Raw genomic sequence first — 20,575 nt, 5'->3', positions numbered from 1 at the left:
TCTTTTTAGCTGACCGAATCCAATAGCGAAACATGTTAACTTTGAGACGTTTTTGATATGGAACTTCGACATCTGCGTTATTTTATTACTGTCGCTGAGACGCTGCATTTCACTCGTGCCGCTGAGGCTCTGGGCATCTCTCAACCCCCGTTAAGCCAACAAATTCAGCGGCTGGAGCATGAAATTGGGACACCTTTACTGAAACGTCAGACGCGTGGTGTTGAACTCACCGAAGCAGGCAAGGCATTCCTTAATGATGCCTTAGAAATTGTGCAGCTTGCCGATCATGCGCTTGAGAGAGCCCGCGGCATGGCTAGGGGCATAAGCGGACAAATCCAACTGGGTTTTGCCAGTTCGGTGGCCTTTGGGGCGCCAGTTTTTGAACTTATTCATCGATTCAAAACGCATTACCCGGCTATGGAACTCATCACCCGGGAAGAGAATATGGCTTTGCTGATGCAGGATCTGCATGATGGATTACTAGACGCAGCATTTATTCGCTTACCCTGTGAAAGCAGTAAATCGTTTAATCTGAAGGTTATTGCAACTGAGAGAATGATGATTGCTTTACCTGCAGGTCATCCATACAGTCATCAACGCACCGTTTCGTTGGTGCATCTGGCGGATGAAACATTGATTATGTTTCCGCGTGAAGTCGCTCCCAGTCTTTATGAACTCATCGCCAGCACATGCATACGCGCAGGATTTACCACCGCGCGATTTCTTCAGGCGCCACAAATAATGTCTTCTCTTGGTATGGTAGGGGCAGGATGTGGCATCGCATTAGTGCCTGAGTCAATGTGCTGTGTGAACAATCCGAATATCGTGATTTGTGAGATTGAAAACAACACCCTATACACTGATATAGCTTTTGCCTGGCGGCACAGAAATCCCTCTAAGGCAGTATTGCATTTACTTAAATTATTAGATGCACAAAGAATTAGCTTAAAAAGCCCGACTAAAAGACTTCATAGTTTGTAAATTAAAAGGGCATCTCGCCCTTTGAAAAATCAGATATTTTAACTGCGATAGCGTTGACCATACATGGTACAGTCTCTTCCAGCACTTTTTGCCCGATATAGAGCATTATCAGCAGATGTAATAGCAGCGGAAGATGAGTCCTCTTTCTGCTTTATTGCCACTCCAATACTTAACGTCACCCCGATACTCCCATTGCAACCATCTGAGACTGAAGTTTTTATATTCCTGATAACATCTTCAGCATTTGTGTTATCAAAAATAATAATAGCAAATTCTTCACCCCCAGATCTTGAAATGAAAATTTCATCTTTCACAAACGAACTCAGCCTCAGGCCCATGTTTCTCAGCACCTTATCTCCAGCCTCATGACCGTATGTATCGTTGATTTTTTTAAAATGGTCAATGTCTGCAATGCAAATTGTACCAGCCCTACTTTCAAGCTCTCTAAGTTTAACATTGAGGTGTCGTCTGTTTGGTAATCCGGTCAGTTCATCTGTTAATGACAGACTGACTGCGGATTTATAATTATGATTAACATAGTCTATGAATTTATTGAACGAATAAATGATAACCAGCATGGCTGGAACATATAAAAGAGCGGCAATAACAGATGCTGTATCCCTATCAATCAAGTTAAGGCCTCCAGCCATAGATGCAAGGGAAGAATTCAGGAGAAAAAATAAGCTTACCCTGAAAGCCAGCAGATGAATATCTCTCGACAATATATTGAATGACTTTCTAATAAACCATACCATTACTGTTACAGTGCAAGAGTTTATAAAGAAATAAAAATTTATTTTTGTTGTGTCACCTATTACCAAAAAAAGGATGGCTATGAACGCAGTCATAAAACAGGTGTAAATAATTATCATTCTGTAAAGAAGGCCTTCTGGGGACTCTACCTCATGAATGAGCTTATCATGTATTTTAAAATTCATCACACAGACCTAAATTAAGTTAAGGGAAGATAGTACCACGGAATGGACAGTCTAGGTTAGATTTTGTGCTAACGCAGTTAGGATAACCTCACTTGAATAAATAAATTTTTCTCAGTTCAGTAGTGCTGACCACGTAATTTAATAAAAACGGTCAATTAGTTTTGACGCTTTATTTATATTTTTACTTTACATTTCGAGCTTACTGCATATTCAGCAGAATTCTGGTAATTTAGTGATAAATCTGCTAGGGGAACCTTATTATGCTCACGGCCGCCCTGAAGCTTTTCGGTGACGATTCAGCGCTTTTCAATTATTCAGTAACAGTTATGGTGCCGGGAGGCCTCCCGTGGCTAAGAAACATCACAACCTGTGTCGCTTCATTCTTTCACGTGTCCTGCTGTTTACCCCCTCCCCATAGGCTGATATATACAATGATTTTTAATAGCAGGTTGCCGGAACGCGGGGTGCCTTCCGGTAGACGAAGAACAGCCTCCCTCATCCGCAAACTTGCGCTGGCTCTTATCTCATGCCAAGCCATATAGGAGGATTTGTTCCGACTTTAACATGTCTGCGCCGCCGGGTGCCTCCCGGTGAGTAAGCCCAGCCAGTCTTATCCGCTATTAGGCTTGTTGCCACTCAGGAGAGTGATTGCTGTCGCCCCGTCGCCCCATCGCTTAGAGGGATTCGCCGCATTGATAACAATCTAAAACATATAATAAAAATAATAAACCCTGACGCATTGCATCGTGGAATGCTCAGTTGAGCTCTGGGAGAATTAATACAAACAAAAAGCCCCTACGGTTGAGCAGGGGCTTCCGGCCTGATATGCGAGATGAATGATTGGACTAGCGAATGAAACACACCAGGCAATTTAATTTTTACAAAATCGCTTTTTTAATGTCAAGCATCTCTATTGAAAAATACACAGCCAGAGCGGTGACCTGGATTTGATGCGCTCTTTTGTCGTTAATTGTTAAATAACAGTTCATCGCCAGAATTAGAGCATAGGATTTAGGCTTAACCCGGGCTTGCCTAAGCTGTAGAAGAAGATTCAGGTCCCGGATTCCATTTAAAAGATTGATCTAATTTTTTGAATAGCAGATATTTTCTGCTGATTTCATCCTGTACATGCCGATTGCTTTCCACCATGGTTTCACCCTGACGGGCAGGACACTCGCTGACCCCGGAAGTTAGAGTACTAGCTGTAAAGACCTGTCCAATGATATATGCCGGGATCCCGGCAAAGATGTCCGCAATATGGCGATATTATGTTGATAAATTGAGTCTGAAAGATTGACGAATATCGTAATGCGGTTAGGGTTACGCCCTGATGTTAAGTAGAATACCTCAAGCAAGCCTCGGGCGAAAATATCTCTTCCGGTGACTCAGGACCAGGCTGCAGCTCAGCCAGTTCTTTCAGCATTCAGAGAGAAGCGATGACCGGCTTCCAGTGAGGGGATCACAGGATTAAAGACCTTATTGTTGCGCACTCCCGCATGATACTGCCCCCCTCGCCTATTGCCGAGGCAGGTCGCCTCCATGTCCAGAATGCCGTTAGGTAAATAATAGGCTGGAAAAGCGAAGGCTCACGTCCTGTGATGTCAGTCCACATAGCAGGCTCCCTAGTAACCTTGGCTTCGTGCACAATTTCGTTTTTTAGTCCATGGAACTTCACTTAGGGCCTCTAAATCAAAAAGATGATTTTGCAGATATTTTTTGACATGTCTTGAAGACGATCTAGGTTATCGGGGGTCTGGAGCAGTTCCGGACCTGGGTGCAATGGAAAATTGCATCTTTTACCGGGCGCTGGCCCGGTTTCTGACTTCACCGCGAAAAAAGTACATTTACGCTCCCTACGCCCTTCTGGCAGCGCAAGCCAGTGGATTATCCTATAGTAGCGTATTGCAGCATTACCCTGCATAAATAGTGAATGGAAATGGCTTCAAGTGGCATCGTGCTTACCGCTTCCCATTCGGTCCTGTGCGTAAATTGCCACTGTCTGGCTGTCTTCAGACCTCAATATATTCAGTTCAGCTCATACCTTCTCCGTATTACTGGCATTAAATATGAACCTCGTTAAGGTATTGCGCAAAGCACCTTCCATTTTTCAGATAACTGAAAGTCTGCCGCTTTATCTTTCGGCTCTGTGATAGGTACTGGCGTAAAGAGGATACAGACTAAATATTAACGTTACGAAAGTTTAAATCGCAGCAGGTGCTATGCTCAATGTGCGGTGAATCCCTCTAGCGACGGGGCCAGACTACACAAGTACAGCAGGAATACAGGGGCGATTCAGGTGGTAGTCTCTCTGAATCACCGGGAGGCACCCGGCACCGCAACTTTTTACAACTGCTTCGCAAAAAAGGCCATGACCCATCTCAGGAACAGGTAACGGCTGCCAGCGCAACAGAATTGCTGACTAAATGCCGCTTCTCATCGGTCTGCATAACAGCCCCACCGCGCCCAGGCTCTAGTGTAAGTGTTTCGGCATCGCTGCACTGATGCCGTTGCCGCACCATATCTGGTGATGTTCATGGCGCCTGAGGCTGGCAAAAGGTTGGAGGGGCTCCGCCGCCGATTGTAACTATCTCATGTCCTCATCGGCCATCTGCAGGGGATGACGCTCCTTTCTGCAGAGCCAGAATTATTCCGATAGCCTGTCAGGTTATTGCTATCTAGGGAGATGACATTTCCCGGGAGCATCTGGTGCTGTTGCAATGGCATCTTTATGCGACCTGTAAGCGCGAAAAGTTGACCCTATTCCCTTTATTCAGGAGACCGGTAACTGACAGCCGCGCCGGATACTGATACAGAGAATTATGATTCGTGCCGGGCGCGCTGCTACTGGCTTCAGCCCGCCTCTAAAGCTGAAGGTGCCTTACGCCCGGTTCATTTACCTGAACATGAATGATGTCTTACAATGGTTTTTTCAGGTGCCTCCGTTTGCGGGAGGAACTGCATTAAAGGAATACCTATGGACAACGGTAACCTCGGGGTCAGTCATCTTGCCTGGTGCGGGCTGGTTGCTCTGCATATGGCCCGCCGCGACGGGCTCAGTAGTTCAGCCGCGCAGGATAATCTTTTTCTGGTCAGATGGCTGGCTGTGGCTGAGAAGCAGCGACGCTTTTCCAGGGGGCTGGCCGGCGATATCAGCTGGTTGCTGAAAGAAGGACGCGGAAAAGGGCTGCAGGCTGACCTGCCCGGCAAGCTGGACTACCTCTGGCGCGCGGGAAGCGGCAACCTGGGAGCACAAAACGACCTTTACCGCCTGCAGCACGCGCTGCAGGCGGTAAAGCTAACAGGCTGGATTTATATGGTGCTGGCCGGGCGCGAATGGTGCGGCCGGCACCAGCTACGGCTCAGCCCGACGGTGTCCGGCGTGTATCTTTGCCGCAGCGCGCTGGACAAGGGATTTGATGAGCATGGCCGACAGACAGCACCGCTGTCTGCACGACTCACCGGCGAATTGCCTGCGCTGGATGCCATACTGAAGCGATCGGGCTGGCGTAGGGTGCCAGTGCCCGGTAACGACGCGCTGCTACACCACCTGCGGGCGGAGGATTTCCCTGCAGAGTGCGGATAGCTTGCGCGCCCATCCGTACAACGGTATCAGGGCAATTTACGGGCTTCATTCGCCCTTTAACAACATTAAACTGAGCAGAATGCATACTCACCATGCTCGCCGCGGAGTTACCTTGAGCTTAATCCCTCTCAGGCTGCGGGTCGCCTCGCTTGAGACAACAGTTTCCTTAAAAGCCTGCATTTCATTACCTGACACGGCATCAGCTGGAGTTCTGATGAGAATCCATGAATATGAAACCGTTGAGGAAATTTTTATGATGCCTGTTTCGCGGCCGGCATGTGCTGCCTCAGGCTCGCCAGCGAGAGCGGGGAATTAAATCGTGAGCGACTGGCCATCGAGCTGATGCAGCTCTTTAAGTAAAAACAGAGAAGAATGTTCCCCTTCTTTGCTGTTCGCCATTGAACAGCTCCGCGGCGAGCCAGATCAGTAACTGGATAAAGAATCATAGTGAAACGCCCGGCACAGCTTTCGTCTTCGATAGCCTTAGCAGGTCAGCCCTAACCGTCAGGGATTGGCTAAATCAGGTCCCTGCCCTGATGAAGATGACCTGCCTTTCTGCTAACCGTCTGCCACATGAACGCCTTTTCAGTCAGGCTGCGTCATGCGCGATTTCTTCTGCCCGGCCGCGCGACGTCTCCGGATTCAGCTCCTCACGAACGGCGCCGGGAGATAATACCAGTGGGCGCCTGTCATAAATGTCGGCCATACACTGCTCGCAGCCTCATGATCAGAACCCTTCTTTACTATGACCCTTCCCGTACGGCTGCAGACGACACTAATATTGGACCGATTTTATTTGTAGAATGTAAAGAACGGTTGTTTCCTTTCTCCATTTTGTTTCTCACCTCTGATGCGCAGCGACGGTAACTCCCCCGATTAGTCATTTGTCCATGATTGTCATGCTGGCGTTTTCCGCGGCAAGCAGAGCTTCAAAGGCCGCTGCTGTCAGGGGCCTGCACAGCCCGTTGCCCTGCATGATGTCGCACTGAGCGCCAGTCACGAACGCCCTTTGCCCCACATCCTCCACCCCCTCCGCCGCCACGCTGAGCCCGAGGCTTTTCCCCAGCGCCGCGATGGCCCTGAACATCATACGCACGCGCATGTTGGTATCGAGCTCAAGAGTCAGCGACTTGTCAATCTTGAAGCCGCTGACGAAGCCGTGTCGCAGCAGGCTGATGGCGCCCAGCGTACGGCCGTAATGATCTATAACAAATGCGGCCCCCGTGAGCTGGATGGCTGCGAACTGCGCCGGAGCATCCTGAACGAGCTCCGCCAGCAGCGGCTCATCAACCTCCAGGTCCACAAAGACTGCGTCGCCGCCTGCCGACTCCCGCAGCACGCTTTCCAGCCCGGGGTCGGAAAGCTGTCGCGGGAACAGGTTAATGCTGACCCGAAGCTCAGGGCAGCGGACCTGCCACTGGCGGACCTGCGCCAGTGCGGTGCGGATAATCCATTCACCGAGCGTAACTGACAGCGGGCTTTTCACCAGCATCTCAATAAAATCAGCGGGCAGCAGCAGGCCGCGGGCAGGATGCTGCCAGCGCACCAGTGCCTCGCAGCCGAGCAGGCGGCCGGTAACAGCGTCATAACGCGGCTGGTAGTGCAGAATGAATTGCTGCTGGCGAACCGCGGTTTCCAGCTCGCGCTCAAAGCGCCGGCGGCGCTGCTCCGCCGCCAGGAATTCAGGTCGGAACAGGACGCTGCAGCCCTTACCCGACGCCTTTGCCCGGTAGAGCGCCAGGTCCGCCGCCGACATCACGGCCGACGTGTCCTCTCCGTGTTCAGGATAGGCAGCAATACCTGTGCTGGCGCCGACCACCACAGGTGAGCCGTGGTAACTGAAAGGCCTCTGCACCGCGGCAATCAGGCGATCTGCCGTCAGTCCGGCACCGCTACTTCCGCCCGGCAGCAGGATGATAAACTCGTCGCCGCCGAGCCGGGCGGCGGTAACCGCTCCGGGGCACGTCTGCCGGATCTGCTCCGCTACGTGACAGAGCAGCGCGTCGCCGGCGGCGTGCCCGAGCGTGTCATTGACTTCCTTGAAGCCGTCCAGATCGATCATCAGCAGGGTATAAGGCACGTCGGCCTCCGTCAGCTGCCCCAGCTGCTGCATAAACGCACCGCGGCTGGCCAGGCGTGTCAGCATGTCCAGTGAGGCGAGTTCGCAGAGACGGGCCTCGCTCTCATGCCGGGCGGTAACGTCGCGGATGATCATCCCCACTAGGCGTTCTCCGCCCTCCCGCCAGCCTGAGAACGATACGTCGGCCGGAAATTCCCGGCCGTCCCGCCTGAGCCCCCATATCTGTAGCGTGCGCGGCTGCGAAATCGCCGCCTCGTCGGCCGTCAGGCGCTCCAGCTCGTTGCGGTAGTCGGTTTGGCAGCGCTCGGGAATAAGCCCGGCTACATACTGACCCGCCATCTCCTCCGGCCCGTAACCGAACATCGCGGTGGCAGCCGGATTCCAGAAGGTGATGCCCTGGCGCAGGTCGGTGCAGATGATGGCGTCCGGGGAAGTGGCCGAGATGGACTCCAGCCGCTGCTGGCTGGCGTGGCGCAGCAGTTCAAGCCGGTGGACTTCCATCCGGTCCATTACCAGCGCAGCAATGTCGGTCAAATGTTGCCGATCCGCGTCCGTGAGCGGCGGGCGCGGCTGCGTGTCGGTCAGGCATACGGTACCGATATGGTGCCCGTCCGGGGTAGTCAGTGGGATCCCCGCGTAGAAGCGAATGTGTGGGTAGCCGTGCACCAGCGGGCTGTCGCGAAAGCGCGGATCGTCCAGAGCGTCGGGCACGCAGAGGATCTCGCCCTGCGCCAGCGTGTGGTCGCAGAAGGCGACGCTACGGGCAGTGCCGGTAATGTTAAGCCCGTAGCGGGATGCAAAAAGCTGCCGCTGGTCATCAATCAGCGAAACGAAGGCGGTGGGTACGCGAAAAAGGCGCGCGGCGAGCGTGGTGAGGCGGTCCAGCGCGTTTTCCGGCAGCGCATTCGCCTGCTGATAGGATGCCAGCGCCGCGAGGCGGGCAACCTCGTGGTCTGATGTCGGGCGTTTCAGGGTCTGTCCCCCCAGAGGTCGAATGAGCTGTGGCCGGCATGACACAGCAAAAAGGGGACTCGTTCAATCAGACGGGGCCGCAGAAATGCCTGCCGCCCCGCCGCCGGAAGAAAGGTCCGTCAGGCTGCCCCGCCGCCGCGGGCGGGGTCGGGGATATAGTGACGCCCTGTAGTACGGGCATCACGAAAATGTAATTTCAGGACCATTCCTGGGCGCGTTCAGCGCTGCAGGGAGGCGCACCGCAGGCAGATAACGCAGTCGGTGTGCCGCAGGCGCGCGGACTGAAGCGCATGCCTGAGCGAGTAAAACGTGCCAAGAAAGCGGACTCCGCCGGCTTCAGCCAGCCCGACACAACCCGCGCAATGCACCTCTTAGAGAGCTGTGCGTCCGCACCGCACCGCTTAGTAGTATTTACCGCTCATGTTCTTATTCTCTTATCGGCCGGGCCCGACTGAACTTCAGCGAGCCGTCAGCGTACAGAGGCTGCTACTTTTTCTTTTGCGGCACAAGGGCATAATGCGGATGTCGCCCGGCGAGCAGCAGCAGAAGTTCGTACTCCCCCTGACTCAGGGGTGCGGGATTTTTTGCCGCCTCTTTCATCTGCCAGACGCGCAGGCTGAGCTCAAACCGCTCAGCAGCGGCCTCCTGTGACAGTCCAGCGGCAAGCCGCAGCTCGCGGACGTCGGAACCGACCGCAATGGGCCGGTATAAAAGCTGATTTCCCAGACGATACTCCTTTTAGATAGGCAGACCATAACGGACCGTCAGGAAAAAAAACGGGGGTCGCCCATATTCATTAAATTATCTTAATATCAATCCCGTAGTGCAATGCGTTATGAATCGTCAGCGGGGTAATTAACAGCAGGTACGTCATTTATTTTATTCTGCTAAGTCAAATCAGCCGAACAGCTCAACGGGCATATTATCCATACGACCAGGAATCTTCTCCTTTTTTTACGAAATCCTAACACAGGGATTATTCCTGTTCTTTCTGGATGATAATTCGCCAGGATAGGCAGGTTTACTGGTGGCCGTATTTATCGCGCCGCCACACCCTATACCGATAAAAAGGATAACCTGATGAAAAACCGTAATTATATCCAGCGACGGGTACCCCCCGACCTGAGCCGAATAGACATCCGGGAGCAATGGCAGATCACCTTCTGGACGCTGGAGCTCCGTACGACTCAGGAGCGTCTCACCCGGGCCGTGCGGAAGGCGGGCCCGGAAGCCGACCGCGTGCGGGCGTGGCTGGAGAAAAATCCCCCGCCGCGCACCACACGTTAATGATGCCCGAAGGCCACCCACTCGCCTTTGGATGGCGGGATAACCAGTCTTAAGCTGACCGGCGGGGCGGACGCTGCGGCAGCCGTGTAGCCCTCTTCTTCCAGCACCTTAAACGGGTAATGGCACTGCCCAGCGCGGTCGTCTGCCCACTCAAGTTGCCCGTGGTGGCGGAATATTCCTGTGCCGGGGCGGCGTTCTGCAGCGTGATGCGGTTAAGCTCCGCGACCGCCAGCGTGACCTTCGCTATGCCTTTGCTCTTCTCTTACGGGGCCAGATCTATCTAGCCAATCAGCGCGTTGACCCCGCCGAGGCCGTGCAGCACCTCGTTCATGGTGGCATCGCCGCTGTCGGCGAGGCGGTACATCTCACGCAGCGTCATCGCGCCGTAGCTGCCGGCCCGCGCCACTGCTGTCAGTGAGAGGATCATCATCCACAGCACGACGCGGCGGATGATAAAGTGTCTAAGCAGCTGCATAAGGTTTCCCCGGTGTTGTTATTATTTTTAAAAAAAACATTATCATTTATTTTTAATTGCGCGCGTGATTAAGTTGTACGCTACATTTATTTAACAGGAGTCTGGCAGGAATAATTAAAAAAGGACACCCCCCGACGATAAAATTAAAGAATCGCGTTACTTTAAATAATTTTCTAAACAAAATAAGCATGACATCAGACCAGACAACGCCTATAGTAAGCGCCATAAGAAAGTTTATAATCATGTTTTCCTTTCGCAGTTACTGCCTTTTATAACGGTCCGTTACCGTCCACTTTATCTTTATAATTTCGCACCGGAACCAGGCCGGGGCGGAGGAACCCATGCTGATGAATCTTAACGGCGACGACGATCGCCGCGCGCGGGCGCTGAAAGCGCTGCGCAGTCCCGATGAAAGTCGCGATGACGTGCTGCGCAAGTTTGTCCGGCTGGCCAGCCAGGCGCTCGGCATCCCCGGAAGCTTTATTTCCGTGCTGGACGACGAGCACCAGCACGTGCAGGCCGCACACAACTTCGCCCTCACGCAGTCCTCGCGTGAAGACTCCCTTTGCCGCCACGCGGTGGATAATGATTGCGCAGTGGTGGTGCCCGACACCTGGCTGGACGCCCGCTTTGTGACGCACCCGCTCATCACCGGCGCGCCCTACATCCGCTTCTATGCCGGCATGCCACTCAAAAACCGGGAGGGCATCGTGCTCGGCACGCTGTGCGTCACGGACACCGCACCGCACCCGTTTGGCGCTGAGCAAGTCACCACCCTGAAGCTGCTGGCCGCGCTGGTGATGTCGTTTCTGGAGGCCTGGCACTCCGCCGGGTTTGCTGACCCGGTCACTGCCCTGCCTAACCGCCAGCGCCTTATCCGTGACCTTCAGTATCTGGCGGTGGCGGGGGACAATACGCCGCGCCGGCTGGTGCTGATTGACTGCATCGACATGCCGCGCGCCTATGAGCTCGCGCGTTCGATGGGCATGGGTCCGGTGGAGAGCCTGCTGAAGGACGTAGCCACGCTGCTGCCGCTGCGGCTGCGTCCTGCCACTGGCGAGCTGCTCTACACCGTTGCCACCGGCCGCTTTGCCGTGCTGACGCGTGACGACAGCCGGCTCACCGCGGACTGGGTGGCAGGACGACTGGAGGGGATCAGCGCCGACCTGGGCGACGGCATCGCCGTGGCGCTCAGCACCCACACCGGCGAGGTGGCCTTTACCACGGGCAGCATTACGGCGCAGGAGGTGCTACGCCGCGCGGTCAGTGCCCTGCACGAAGCCATCGGGCGCGGCGTTCCCGCGATGCGCTTCAGCCCGGCATCCGATGCCCGTCACACCCAGGACTTTACCCTGATAAACGATCTGGCAGCCGCTCTGCAGGAAGACAAAGGTCTGTGGCTCGCCTACCAGCCCAAAATCTGCCTGCAGAGCGGCCGCCCTGTGGGCCTGGAGGTGCTAGCGCGCTGGCGTCACCCTCAGCGCGGCGAACTCTCTCCCGCGCTGTTTGTGCCGCTGGCTGAGCAGACTGAGCTGCTCAGCACGCTTACAGCCTGGGTAACCGATCGCGCGATCGCGCGCCTTGCCCGCCTGCGCAATAGCTGCATCCAGCTCCCGTTGACCATCAATGTCAGTTGCAGAGACTTTTCGCGTGAGGGTTTTGCCGACGCACTGGAAGCAAAAATGATCAGGGCAAAGCTGCCCACTTCGCTGCTGGGCATAGAGTGCCTGGAGACCGAGCGCATTATTGAAAGCCCGGCGGCGATGCAGGGTCTGGAGATGCTGAAGCTCAGGGGATTTGGCATTTCGCTGGACGACTTCGGCACCGGCTACAGCAATATCAGCTACCTGCGGCGCATGCCGCTGGACGTCATCAAACTGGACCGCACGCTCATCAGCGAAATCTCGTCAGACACCGCATCGCGCATCATCGCGCGTAGCATCATCGCGATGCTGAAGGAGCTGGATTACACGGTGCTGGCAGAGGGGGTGGAGGATGCAGAAACGGTTAACGCACTTACGCAGTACGGCTGCGACCAGGCGCAGGGCTTCTTCTACTCCCGACCGCTGCCGGAAGGTGAACTCGACGAGTGGCTGGGCTGGAAGCTGCGTGGTCAGTGCTGACAACGGCCGCGCAGGAATGAGCTACCCTGCTGACGGAAGGCTGCCTGGGAATGCACAATGACCTCATCAACATGCCCTGGCTGTGCATACTGCGCAATGCCTCTTCAGGCGCCTAAAGCTCGGCAATGATAAGGTTGCCGGTATTAAGCCGGTAAGCGCGGATGTAGGCAACCGTGCTGATGGCCATTGATGGCGCAACGCGTCATCAGAACAGTCAGTAACAGCTACAAGGGGAGCTGGATCAGATTCTGCGGGCTACCGAAGTCCGGACTCAACTTGCGACGCCGTTAATAGGCAGCAAAAGCAAAAAAGGGGCACTGACTCAGGGAGATGATAAAAAAGTTCCGCAACCTGACCAGGTATGTCGGGCGGAAAAAAGCAAAGAAATTCGCGACAAGTATCATCGCGGGATGACGGTAACATAGATGAAAAAAACATTTAATGATTTGTTTCACTCCTGACGATTAGAGTCTTAACAGTCAGGAAGGTGATTATTAGCATAAAAAAAACCGCGCTGATGGGCGCGGCATAGCAATGCGGATTTCATACTGCAGTTGTTATTAGAATCAGGAGAAGCTTAGTTCGTGTGAACCCTTCGTCAAGGGTGATGACTAGCCTATCTCTAAACCGTGCAGACAGATAACTTTACTGATTGTCATCTGTGGGGGAGCCTCAGATGAATATCCTGCTACACATCAGCTGGAGCGTACAGACGTTAAATCATCGCAGAAGAACCACTGCTACAATAAGCGTTGTAGCAGTGGTTCTCTCAGGGTTCAGAGATAATGACTTCTTCTGCTCGGGAAAAATGAAAAGAAAAACGATTTTTATAAAAAAAAGTTATTTACGTGGGAGCATGTGTGCAGTCCGGAACAAAGTACGGCCTACTGACGTATACTGGCTTAATTGCTGCCAAATTTTACGTTATGTCAGACTCAGGTTTTTTCTCGCACCGCCTGCTACTTCCCTGACATTTGCTGCGTTGCTGGTCCCGCTTAATCCTGGCATCGTACGCCATGAGAACCCTTTTTCCCCTCGCCGTCAGGCGGTAGCGCTCACTGACCCTTCGCCATTCCTCGCCGTAAAAAAATTCGGCCAGCCGCAGTCTTATCAGCGTCGCCATTACGGCAGGCATTATGTCTGCCGGTACCGATTCTCTTTCCTGCATCAGGGAAAGAAGCCGAAAATGCTTCGGAGCCAGTTTTATCATAACCTTTTTACAGTGCTGTTGCTTATCCGGCGAATCAGGTCATAGAGATGCAGATTATAACCGCAAAGGCTCTCTCTGTTAATGTATGGCGCTGATTGCAGCAATGCAGTTAAAGAACAGAGTCACTCCTCACACTATTTCCGGTTGCTGAGCATCAAACAACAAAAACAGCGCAGAGGGGTGGCCCTCACAAAGAATTTTACATTGCTCTGGACCTGCATCGCGGGCCCCCAGCGACAGAAATGCTGCCAAAAAAGAAGAGTGCTCATGATCCCTGCTCTTCACGACGCCAGACACTCCCGGGACCTGCTACAATCACCGCGTTACGCCCTGCGCTCTTCGCATGATAGAGTGCTTCATCTGCCCGGCGAAGCATTGTATCCCTGTCTCCGGCACTGTCTGCCAGCGCGGCTACTCCGGCAGAGACCGTCATGACCCCCACGTACGGGAACGTTGTGGAGCTGACTAATTCGCGGATGCGCTCCGCTGTCCGGGCCGCATCTTCCACTGACGTCCGGGGCTGAAGGACAATAAACTCTTCTCCACCAAAACGGCTGACCACGTCACCCGCGCGGCAGTTCTGCCGCAGCAGGCCGGCAAGGCTTACCAGTACCGCATCACCCGCTTCATGGCCGTACCAGTCGTTGATTTTTTTAAAGTGGTCGATGTCAATGGCTATGACGCACTGAGTTGCGTCATCACGGTTCCTGTCTGCCAGCAGCGTAAAGCCACGGCGGTTGCAGAGCCCGGTAAGCGGATCGCTCATGGCCTCGTCGCTGAGCGCAGCCATGCGAGCCGCCACCGCGTGACGGTGATACTTTACGGCTTCCTTCAGGCTGTCGGCTTCATAATACCAGGCCGGTACCGAATCGAACGACGCTTCACTGCCTTCATTTCGCACCATACCGGCCAGCTTCTCCAGCGGATAGGCAATACGCCCGGCCACCAGGATCACCAGAGCGACCGTCAGGACAATGATCCCCAGAAGGAACCACAGCGCATTTTTTGCGGTTCGCACCAGGATATCCCGGACTGTTTCAGAGGTTCCTGCAATGAAAATGTTCCAGTCGGTATTATGTAGGCTGGCGTAGCCCGTCAGGAACTTCTGCCCGTCAACTTCCGTGCTGAACCGCCCGCTATCCGTGGTGGCAAGTCGCTTCTGCAACGCTGAGTTCAACGCCATTCTGCTTCCCACTCGAGCCGGGTCGTGACTGAATATAATGAGGCCGTCATTGCTGACGACGGTGACGCTGAATCCGCGGGCGTAAAAATGCAGGCTGAGAATGTCGCTCAGCATGCTCTGCTTTTTGAGGTAGATAGTGCCGCCTATGTAGCCCAGATAACTTCCGTCCGGTGTAAACAGAGGCTGCGACAGGAAGATCACGTAGTTACCTGTAGCAGAGGTAAAGGGCGATGAGATAAACGGCTTCTGCGTGGTGATAGCCTGTCTGCTGGCGTCGGAATGCAGCTTTATGCCGATGAGGCTAAGGCTTTCCGGCGAGGTCGCGGCGATAACGGCGTCGCGGTTAACCACCACTACGGTATTAAAAAAGCCCGACTGCAGCCGCAAGCGATCGGTCTCGTCCCGAAGGTGTCCCGGATCGTTAAGCCCCTTAATCTGCCCGGCGCTCCAGGCGAGCTCACGCTGCGCCGTGCTCAGATAACGGTCGGTGGTGTCGGCGAGCTTACGCGCATAGGCGATATTACTCTCAAGCAGGCTGTCCTCAATGTTGCCCTTCTGAAAAATCAGCAGCGATCCGAGCAGCAGGCAGGCGGTCAGTATCACTCCGCCGACGGAAAGTAATATGAGCAACGTACGGAGACGTAATTTACCAGGAAGCATAGCGACCAAAGTCCGGAGGAAGTATTTTTACAATATAACGATAAACCACCTGATTGAAGCCGCAAGTACACCAGTAAAAGGCTGTCGTTTGGTGTGTTAGATAGCATGACCTGCACGATATACACTGCCTCATATGGCAGAAGATGGCTTCCGTAAGCCATCTCTGAAACGGGCTGATTTCATGTCTGCAAGGTAACCGACCTGCTCAAAAGCCCGGTTATCTTAATTGGCAGGAATTTGTCAGGGGCTCAAATCAATGAGATATTACTTACTGGTCTTCAGGCCGAACGTTATGCCACAATGTTGTCACACCTCCACCCCAACTCAAGAGTTGAACCCCGCTCACCGGCTTTGGCGCGCGTCTTTCTGTGATAAAGTTTTCACTGAACACATGGTAAAACAGCCTGTGCAACCGGTTACTTTATACTAAAGTAGGGATCTTCGGGGTCTATCTAATGCTAAAAAGCGCGTTAGCCACCAAGCCTCTGAAGCGCTTGAATAGCCATCAAGTATGAGCCGTTCTTTTACCCGAACGGGACACAAGAGCATTTTGCTTGTAGGATTTTATCCTTGAAAGGGCAAACCGGATGACATTAATCCAGTGCGGGTCAGCAGAGATTAAAAGAGACCTCTTAAGAGAGGTGTGCAGCTCACTCCATGTCGCAACTCGGTCTCCGGGATCTAGACCAATCTCTCCGCTCAGATGCATTAGTGCTGCATTTATATCAGATTTAATGCTTTGATATCCCTCTCCTGATTGATGCAGACAAGCCAGTCTTTTTATCTGAACCTCATATTCAACCGTAAGTAAAGTGTTCATCTGTACCCTCATCTGAATCCCGGAATTAAAGATAAGTATAGGTTAAAGAAACTGTATAAATTAAAATTCCCCAATAGATCCTCTCAAGGCCAGATGTGGTCATTCCAGTAAACCGCGGATCGCAAGGCATGCTGCCCATACGCTGATGATGACATCACCTGCCCACGGGACACTTTAATGATCCCGCAACCGGATAAGGGATAAGGGATAAGGGATAAGGGATTTATCTGACATAAAACCGACTTTGTTTTATGTCAGCGATACGGTAATGCTGAACTGTCCGGTGAGAGTCCGCAATATTCTCTGATGTCAGGATACCCAGCAGTTTCTCTTTTCAGTAAAGTGAGATTTCGTACGCTGACAGGATGCCTTCAGCGCAACGCTTATCAGAGCCAGCTGTCATGTAAATCGAATATCCATGACAGCACGTGAGTAAAAACGGTTAAGAAATAAAAGGAAAGCGAAGCCTGAACACAGACAAGGCGGTTTTCCTGATGCGGCCGTTGAAAGTGTGTGTAACAAGGAAACCTCCACCGTTACGTTCAACAGAGATAACCTGCGTCATGAGTTTCTTATAAGATGAAAAACTACCAGAGAAATATTTCCCTACCATTTCGCATGGAAGAACGTCATTATAGTTCATAGCTGTCTGATATGACCTGAATTTCCAGTTACGGGAAATTAATTTTAGCGTAAAGCGGACTTTTTTCACTTCCCGCTCGCAATTTTCTAATTTAATCACATACGGAGTGCAAAAAACTTCTTTCGGCTAACAAAGTCAGACTAAATCTTCTAGGTACAGTAAGGCCTCTCAGCGGGATCAATAACAAATTGAGTTATTCAATCTGATATAATAATCCCCTCTAAAAGGGGCTGTGACATTCAGAATATGTGACCCGATGAATATATTTGAGAAAGAATATTTTAATTAATTCATGGCTGTCAGGCTTGATAGGTAGCAGAACCTGCAGCTTTCATGATAGGTATAATTATGTGCACTGGCTACAAAAAGCCACAGACCTGTCCGAGTCGGGCTACCTGATGATGATCTTGTTGTGGCAACTTTTGTTCGGATTTTTCTTTAATGACACAGTTAATCGGCTTGAATCATTCAGGAATTTGTCGACCGGCAAATGACAACCCACCTTGTTGCTAATAATTCTGGTATTACAAACATACAGAGTCGTCGACTGCTTCAGAGCTATCGTACAGACGGTTCGACGGTCATGGCTGAAAGGTGACGCGGCTGGCCCAGCAAATATTAACCGCCTGCAGGCCTTCCTGAACGTGCGGTTCAGCTCATGCGCGAGCGCCGACGCTTAATAGCGAGAAGCCTGCCGGGCTGCGCGGCGTTGTATTGTTTAAAGATATTGTGCGAATACTGCTGACGAAGTCATCCCTCTGGATCTGCAGACAATGCGCCCTTAAAATTCAGCAACCGCGATATCAGCGCGTATGTTTGTGAGTTGACTGACCTAAAGATTTGCGTCACTGATTGTACCGCTTCGCTGGAATTTTTACGGGCTCACCCTAATATCAAAATGTTGCTTCTACTTCTCTGTATTAACGGCATACTCCGATTGATCATGATTGGCACCCTATGTGCAGCCCGGACGCCATCAGTGCCGGGATTTTTTAATTACGAAACTATCACTTCTGAAACCGTACCAAATCGGCTAATCCATCCAGTAAATTCTTATCATGGAACTTTTCAAAACGCTCAAGTTTATGTTGCTATAATAGCGACGTATTCATATACACACAGCAAGCGTTATGCGTACGAAAAGAGAATTTCCAGTTGAACGAATTTTTTACCCGCCTCTGCGCGGGTTTTTTTGTGACTAACGATTGGACTATTCAGGAACCACCTCTATCATAAGAGCGTTCCGGTTCTCCTCGGAATTATCAACACTCTATTGTTATATCAGGCATTTAATTATGCCGCCCGGACTCACTTGCCCGGGCTTTTTTTTGCCCCCAAAACTGTCACATCTGTATTCAGGTATAATCGGGACTTACTGTCTTAAGGATTTCTGATATTTACAATAAGATCCAAGAGTTAACACTTTACATACGTGGTTAATTCTTAATGCTAAAAATCATACCATTATACTAAATTCAGTTTATATAACGATCTCAGTTTTTTCTAATAGCGTTCCATATCCCTTCAATATGAGTGATGTGATGTTGTACATCACAAACCGCAGTTGAACGCCCGATCCATTTTCAGAAGCGGTTTATTTTCTTCGTCCAGGCGGCTCAGATTGCAACTTTTGTTGCTGGAAAGTGCATGATGGTAACAAACCAGAGGGTTCGATAGTTACCCCCAAAGATTGCCCGCGCTTTAGCTCACTCGCTGTGCGGGCTTTTTTACTGCTATGGTTTACATTAATTACCGGCGTGAAAGTATCGCCGCATGGGGCGAGTACCTCCGGCGCCGGCATCATCCGGCGTATCGATGTCGCTGGGGTGGCTTTCTGCCGCCGGCGCGATCGCTGCTGCTCAGTCCGGGGACATCAGGGCTCAATATCCGCACATCGGATGACAGCATGTCTGGCAGTGAAAGGGTCACGGCAGTACTGCACCCAGGGTTTTACGTGCTCCCTGACGACCCGGATGCCATGGGGTATCAGCGTCAGGGCTGTCGCGACCAGAATGAATGCCAGGATCCATCCGGGTACATGCTTCATTTTCTGGCAGGTTCCGGCATTTTTTCTCCCCTGTACACCGCGTTCAGCCGCTGCTGAAAAAGACGGGGATCGTGCTCTGCGCGTATGCGCCTTAATGAACCTGCTGACTTACTCTCAAGCTGGGCCCTGTTTTTCATGATATCCATAATTATCCTTTTAAGCTGTTCTACCATGCTTATGCGCAGCCGTTGTTTCTCTTCCTTAGACTTTACGCTCAATTCGAACGATCCATTCAGCGGGCAGCGTATCATCCAGCCCGCTTCATCCGGATTAATCTCCGGTAGCGCCCGGATGTTTGTGGTGATCACCGGACAGGCGCACGCCTGCATTTCAAGGACGGAAAAACCGTAGGTGTCCTGCCACGTGGGCAGCAGCCCGACGTCAGTGGACCGGATAAGCTGCAGTACCGCGTTGTTGGCCAGAGAGGTGAATGGCTGAAAGACCGGCGTTTCGCGGAGCGCTTTTTCAATGCTTCCCCGAAACGTCGCGTCGTCCTGAAAATTTCCGTGCCCCACGTTGTGCGTCCTGCTCGTATCGCCCACGATATTGACACGCACATCGTTCGCGCTGAGCGCGCCTTCCCTGAGCAGCTGACTGAAAGCAAGCACGACTTCAGCGCCTCCCTTCCGGTAAAACTCATTTCCCACAAAGGTAAAGGTCAACGGGCCTCCCACCGTCTTTGCGATCCTCTCCTGCAGAACCGGCTGAGGTGGATGCAGGACGTGCAGTTTAGGAAGGATAGCCGACCGCTCAGCCGGAAAGTGCTCAAGTAACTGCAACTGGATTTGCCGGGTGGCTTCGGATATAGCGATGATACCCCTGCAGCCCGGTGAGCTGACATGCCTGAGCTCCCGGGACAGTTCGGGATTGGTGAATTTATCAATCCCCCTGATCGGAAGGACGCGGGGCAGTTCGGTTTCAAAGGTTGCCACCCAGCTGCCCGCACCGGTTGCGACCTCATTGAACAGATGAATGATGTCTGCGTCATCTGAGGAGAAAAAGGGAAATGGACGAAAGATAAACAACTTGTTGCGGCGCAGTAACTTCTGTCTGACAGCGTTGGCCCAGGTCCAGACATTCCTGAGTCGGTAGTCCTGATAGTCATGTAAACCATCAGTCAGGATGTTTCTTTTTTCAGGGTAACCCGTACCCCCCACGATGATTTTCATATTTCCCCCGGCGTGAAACAAATCGGCAAAAGATGAACGCAACGTAAATTAACTTCTTATAACGTAAAGATATCTAAATGCGACTTTTGATCAGATGACATTAATTTTCCAGCGGCGGTTTCACATTCAGGGAACATTCAGAGAAATGCCCGAGCAGTGCAGATTGCAGGACAACCCGGTTTAACCCGGGCTCCGGGCCTGTACCGCGCAGAAAGGTACTTCTTAGGAACAGAATTTTTCAGAAAGTTCTGGTACTGATACTTGTTTCTGGAGGAACACAGTTCAGGCATACAGCCACGACGCAGGGGCCGGAACGTAGTATTCGGGAGGAAGTGATAGCCGCGCACCGGGAGGGTGGCGTTGCCTGATGACAGAACAGGTGTTTCGCGCGGAAGCGGGTGGGC

General features: G+C 52.3%; 11 protein-coding genes. 4 read left to right on the top strand and 7 right to left on the bottom strand.

Features of this window, described 5'->3' with window-relative positions; translation table 11 throughout:
• The first annotated feature begins 57 nt into the window (after window positions 1-57).
• A complete protein-coding gene (locus tag VH86_RS04865; RefSeq protein WP_045832115.1) occupies window positions 58-981 on the top strand; it encodes a LysR family transcriptional regulator in 924 nt (307 codons plus the stop codon).
• A 38-nt stretch (window positions 982-1,019) separates the two neighbouring features.
• Here VH86_RS04865 and VH86_RS04860 read toward each other — a convergent pair whose 3' ends face one another.
• Window positions 1,020-1,919, bottom strand: coding sequence for a GGDEF domain-containing protein (locus VH86_RS04860; protein WP_045832114.1), 900 nt, complete (start codon window positions 1,917-1,919; stop codon window positions 1,020-1,022).
• Window positions 1,920-4,893: 2,974 nt separating this feature from the next.
• On the opposite strand from VH86_RS04860, the gene VH86_RS04855 reads away from it, so the two are divergent.
• A complete protein-coding gene (locus tag VH86_RS04855) occupies window positions 4,894-5,502 on the top strand; it encodes a DUF2913 family protein (protein ID WP_045832113.1) in 609 nt (202 codons plus the stop codon).
• A gap of 880 nt (window positions 5,503-6,382) precedes the next feature.
• Here VH86_RS04855 and VH86_RS04850 read toward each other — a convergent pair.
• Complete coding sequence (locus VH86_RS04850) at window positions 6,383-8,509, bottom strand: bifunctional diguanylate cyclase/phosphodiesterase (RefSeq protein WP_045832128.1); 2,127 nt, start codon at window positions 8,507-8,509, stop codon at window positions 6,383-6,385.
• 531 nt (window positions 8,510-9,040) lie between these two features.
• A complete protein-coding gene (locus VH86_RS26075; RefSeq protein ID WP_072050582.1) occupies window positions 9,041-9,280 on the bottom strand; it encodes a transcriptional regulator in 240 nt (79 codons plus the stop codon).
• A gap of 354 nt (window positions 9,281-9,634) precedes the next feature.
• On the opposite strand from VH86_RS26075, the gene VH86_RS04845 reads away from it, so the two are divergent.
• On the top strand, window positions 9,635-9,841 hold the full coding sequence (locus tag VH86_RS04845; protein ID WP_045832112.1) for a DUF3606 domain-containing protein: 207 nt from the start codon (window positions 9,635-9,637) through the stop codon (window positions 9,839-9,841).
• Window positions 9,842-10,121: 280 nt separating this feature from the next.
• On the opposite strand, the gene VH86_RS04840 is transcribed toward VH86_RS04845, so the two are convergent.
• Window positions 10,122-10,316 (bottom strand): hypothetical protein, encoded by a 195-nt coding sequence (locus tag VH86_RS04840; RefSeq protein ID WP_045832111.1) that lies wholly within the window; start codon window positions 10,314-10,316, stop codon window positions 10,122-10,124.
• A 341-nt stretch (window positions 10,317-10,657) separates the two neighbouring features.
• Between VH86_RS04840 and VH86_RS04830 the strand changes: the two genes are divergently transcribed.
• Window positions 10,658-12,439 carry a sensor domain-containing phosphodiesterase gene (locus tag VH86_RS04830; RefSeq protein ID WP_045832109.1) on the top strand — a complete coding sequence of 594 codons (1,782 nt, stop codon included), beginning with the start codon at window positions 10,658-10,660 and terminating at the stop codon, window positions 12,437-12,439.
• A 1,475-nt stretch (window positions 12,440-13,914) separates the two neighbouring features.
• Here the strand turns inward: VH86_RS04830 and VH86_RS04820 are convergent.
• From VH86_RS04820 to VH86_RS04815, 3 genes are all read right to left on the bottom strand, one after another.
• Window positions 13,915-15,492 carry a diguanylate cyclase gene (locus VH86_RS04820; protein WP_045832107.1) on the bottom strand — a complete coding sequence of 526 codons (1,578 nt, stop codon included), beginning with the start codon at window positions 15,490-15,492 and terminating at the stop codon, window positions 13,915-13,917.
• Window positions 15,493-15,997: 505 nt separating this feature from the next.
• Complete coding sequence (locus VH86_RS25670; RefSeq protein ID WP_156150560.1) at window positions 15,998-16,312, bottom strand: hypothetical protein; 315 nt, start codon at window positions 16,310-16,312, stop codon at window positions 15,998-16,000.
• 2,686 nt (window positions 16,313-18,998) lie between these two features.
• The gene (locus VH86_RS04815) at window positions 18,999-20,171 is read right to left on the bottom strand and encodes a glycosyltransferase family 4 protein (protein WP_045832106.1); all 1,173 of its coding nucleotides are present in this window, start codon (window positions 20,169-20,171) and stop codon (window positions 18,999-19,001) included.
• Window positions 20,172-20,575: the final 404 nt, after the last annotated feature.

The sequence above is a fragment of the Pantoea sp. BL1 genome, from assembly GCF_000963985.1.
GTDB classification, from domain to species: domain Bacteria; phylum Pseudomonadota; class Gammaproteobacteria; order Enterobacterales; family Enterobacteriaceae; genus Pantoea; species Pantoea rwandensis_B.
This window is presented reverse-complemented; position numbering and strand designations above follow the sequence as displayed.

Coding starts and splice junctions, on each gene's coding strand:
- VH86_RS04845 (WP_045832112.1), top strand. CDS start 9,635: ATGAAAAACCGTAATTATATCCAGCGACGGGTACCCCCCGACCTGAGC.
- VH86_RS25670 (WP_156150560.1), bottom strand. CDS start 16,312: ATGAACACTTTACTTACGGTTGAATATGAGGTTCAGATAAAAAGACTG.
- VH86_RS04830 (WP_045832109.1), top strand. CDS start 10,658: ATGCTGATGAATCTTAACGGCGACGACGATCGCCGCGCGCGGGCGCTG.
- VH86_RS04820 (WP_045832107.1), bottom strand. CDS start 15,492: ATGCTTCCTGGTAAATTACGTCTCCGTACGTTGCTCATATTACTTTCC.
- VH86_RS04815 (WP_045832106.1), bottom strand. CDS start 20,171: ATGAAAATCATCGTGGGGGGTACGGGTTACCCTGAAAAAAGAAACATC.
- VH86_RS04855 (WP_045832113.1), top strand. CDS start 4,894: ATGGACAACGGTAACCTCGGGGTCAGTCATCTTGCCTGGTGCGGGCTG.
- VH86_RS04865 (WP_045832115.1), top strand. CDS start 58: ATGGAACTTCGACATCTGCGTTATTTTATTACTGTCGCTGAGACGCTG.
- VH86_RS04840 (WP_045832111.1), bottom strand. CDS start 10,316: ATGCAGCTGCTTAGACACTTTATCATCCGCCGCGTCGTGCTGTGGATG.
- VH86_RS04860 (WP_045832114.1), bottom strand. CDS start 1,919: ATGAATTTTAAAATACATGATAAGCTCATTCATGAGGTAGAGTCCCCA.